Below are 3,081 nucleotides of genomic sequence, written 5' to 3' on the forward strand. Positions count from 1 at the left end.
CGGCGACGCTGGCGCTGCCGGCCGGCGCGCCGGCGCTGGCGGCGGCGCAGGACGGCGTCGCGGTGGTGGGTGGCGCCAGGGCGGGGAACGGGCCAAAGGTCCTGCGCTATGCCTTCCGCGTCGCCGAGACCAGCTTCGACCCGGTCAAGATCAGCGACCTCTATTCGCGCACGGTGACGCCGCACATCTTCGAGGCGCTCTACAAGTACGACCACCTGGCCCGGCCGTCGAAGATCGTTCCGCTCACCGCCGAGGCGATGCCCGAGCACGCGGCCGACTTCCGCACTTGGACGATCCGCCTGCGCCGCGGCATCGTCTTCGCCACCGACCCGGCCTTCAAGGGCCAGCGGCGCGAGCTGGTGGCGCAGGACTACGTCTACGCCTGGCGCCGCTTCGCCGATCCGGCCAACAAGGCGGCGGCGTGGAGCGCGCTCGAGAACGAGAAGTTCCTCGGCCTGAGCGAGAGCCGCAAGGCAGCGCTCGACGGCAACAGGCCGTACGACCACGAGCGCGTGCTCGAGGGACTGCGCGCGACCGACCGCTACACGCTGCAGATCCGGCTCGAGGAGCCGCGGCCGCGCTTCATCGAGACGATCGCCGCCAGCGACCTGTTCGGCGCCGTCGCGCGTGAGGTGGTCGATTTCTACGGCGAGCAGATCGACGGCCACCCGGTCGGCACCGGCCCGTTCAGGCTGGCGCAGTGGCGGCGCAGCTCGTTCATCGCCCTCGACCGCAACCCCGACTTCCGCGAGATGCTCTACGACCCCGAGCCGGCGCCCGACGACGCCGAGGGGCAGGCCCTGCTGAAGCGCTTCAAGGGCCGCCGTCTGCCGATGATCGACCGGGTCGAGATCTCCATCGTCAGCGAGGACCAGCCGCGCTGGCTGTCGTTCGTCAACGGCGAGGCCGACTTCATCGAGCGCGTCGGCGCCAATTTCATCCAGACGGCGATGCCTGGCGGCAAGGTGGCACCGAACCTCGCCAGGCGCGGCATCCGCGGCTACCAGCAGCTCGAGCCGGGCTCGAGCTTCACCTTCTTCAACATGGAAGACCCGGTCTTCGGCGGCTACACGCCGGGGCGCATCGCCTTGCGGCGGGCGATCGGCCTGGCCCTGGACACGCCGCGCGAGATCCGCCTGTTGCGCAAAGGCCAGGGCATCCCGGCGCAGTCGCCCCTCCTTCCGGGCACGTCGGCTTACGACCCGAAGTGGCGCAGCGAGTTCGGCGAGTTCGATCCGGCACGGTCGCAGGCGCTGCTCGACATCCATGGCTACGTCGACATCAACCGCGATGGCTGGCGCGAGCTGCCGAACGGCGCGCCGCTGCTGCTGACCCTGCGCGCCCAGCCCGACCAGACGAGCCGCGAGACCGACGAACTGTTGCAGAAGAACCTGCGCGCGGTCGGTATCCGGGTCGCCTTCCATGTCGCCCAGTGGCCGGAGAACCTGAAGGCGGCGCGGGCCGGCAGCCTCACCGCCTGGTCGCTCGGCAGCAGCGCCGCCGCGCCGGACTCGCTCGGGGCCCTGGCGCGCTACGACAGCCGCCAGATCGGTGGCCAGAACCTGGCGCGCTTCAAGCTGCCGGAGTTCGACCAGATCTACGAGCGCCTGCAGTCGCTGCCCGACGGGCCGGAGCGCGGCGCCCTCTTCGACCGGGCGAACCGGCTGGCGGTGGCGTACATGCCGTACAAGTACCGCGTCTGCCGCATCGTCAGCGACATGACCTACCCGTGGCTGATCGGCTACCGGCGCACCCTGTTCTGGCAGGAGTGGTGGCACTACGTCGACATCGACCGCGGCGCCGCAGCCGCCGCGTGAAGGCGGCCTGGCGATGAGCCCCCTGCTGGATCGGCGCCGGTGGCTGGCCGCGGCGCTCGGCGCGGCCGCGCTGCCCGCGCATGCGGCCGGACCGGCCGCCGACGGCGGAGCCCGGGTCCTGCGCGTGATGTTCCCGGCCGCCGAAACCGGGTTCGACCCGGTGCAGATCAGCGACCTGTACTCGCGCACGGTGACGCCGCACATCTTCGAAGCGCTGCTCGGCTACGACCCGCTCGCCTTCCCCGTCAAGCTGGTGCCGCTCACCGCTGCCGCCCTGCCCGAGTCATCGGCGGATTTCCGCACCTGGACGATCCGTGTCCGGCCGGGGATCTTCTTCGCCGCCGACCCGGCCTTCAAGGGCAGGCGCCGCGAGCTGGTCGCCCAGGACTTCGTCTACTCCTTCAAGCGCGTCTACGACCCCGAGACCAAGAGCCCGGTCTACTCCTCGCTGCAGGAGGACGGCATCCTCGGCCTCGAGGAGCTCCGCGCCCGGGCCCTGCGCGACAAGCAGCCGTTCGACCACGACAGCGAGGTCGAAGGCCTGCGCGCGCTCGATCGCTACACGCTGCAGTTCAGGCTGGCGTCGGGGCGGCCGCGCTTCGCCACCACGCTGGCCGCGTCGTCGGTCTACGGCGCGGTGGCCCGCGAGGTGGTCGAGGCCTACGGCGGCGACATCATGGCGCACCCGGTCGGCACCGGGCCCTACCGGCTCAAGCAGTGGCGGCGCAGCTCGCTGATCGTGCTGGAGAAGAACCCGGGCTTCCGCGAGGTGCTCTACGACGCCGAGCCGGCGGCCGACGACGCGGAGGGCCAGGCCTGGCTGCAGCGCTTCAAGGGCCGCCGCCTGCCCTTCAACGACGGCGTGGAGATCTCCGTCATCGAGGAAGGCCAGCCGCGCTGGCTCACCTTCCTGAACGGACGGGCCGACGTGGTGCGGGTGCCGATCGAGTTCGCCGACTTCGCGTCGCCCAGCGGCAAGCTGGCGCCCAACCTGGCCAAGCGCGGCATCCGCTCGCGCAAGTTCGCCAACCCCGACTACACGATGTCGTGGTTCAACATGGAAGACCCGGTGGTCGGCGGCTACACGGCCGAGAAAGTGGCCTTGCGCCGGGCCATGAACCTAGCCTACGACATCGACGCCGAGATCCGCATCATCCGGCATGGCCAGGCGATCCCGGCGCAGGCGCCGATGCCGCCCGGCTGCTTCGGCTACGACCCGAGCTTTCGCACCGAGAACAGCGTCCACGATCCGGCCCGGGCCAAG

The 3,081-nt window shown here is 71.0% G+C and carries 2 protein-coding genes; both read left to right on the plus strand.

Annotation, left to right across the window (positions count from 1 at the left end):
• Positions 1-1,817, plus strand: a 1,817-nt coding sequence (locus AC30N0_RS08395; RefSeq protein WP_489517471.1) for an ABC transporter substrate-binding protein, incomplete at its 5' end; no start/stop codon positions are given.
• Between the two features lie 13 nt (positions 1,818-1,830).
• Positions 1,831-3,081: ABC transporter substrate-binding protein (locus tag AC30N0_RS08400; protein ID WP_489517472.1), on the plus strand; the 1,251-nt coding region annotated here is incomplete at its 3' end.

The sequence above is a fragment of the Rhizobacter sp. genome (assembly GCF_031412495.1).
Lineage (GTDB): Bacteria > Pseudomonadota > Gammaproteobacteria > Burkholderiales > Burkholderiaceae_C > Schlegelella_A.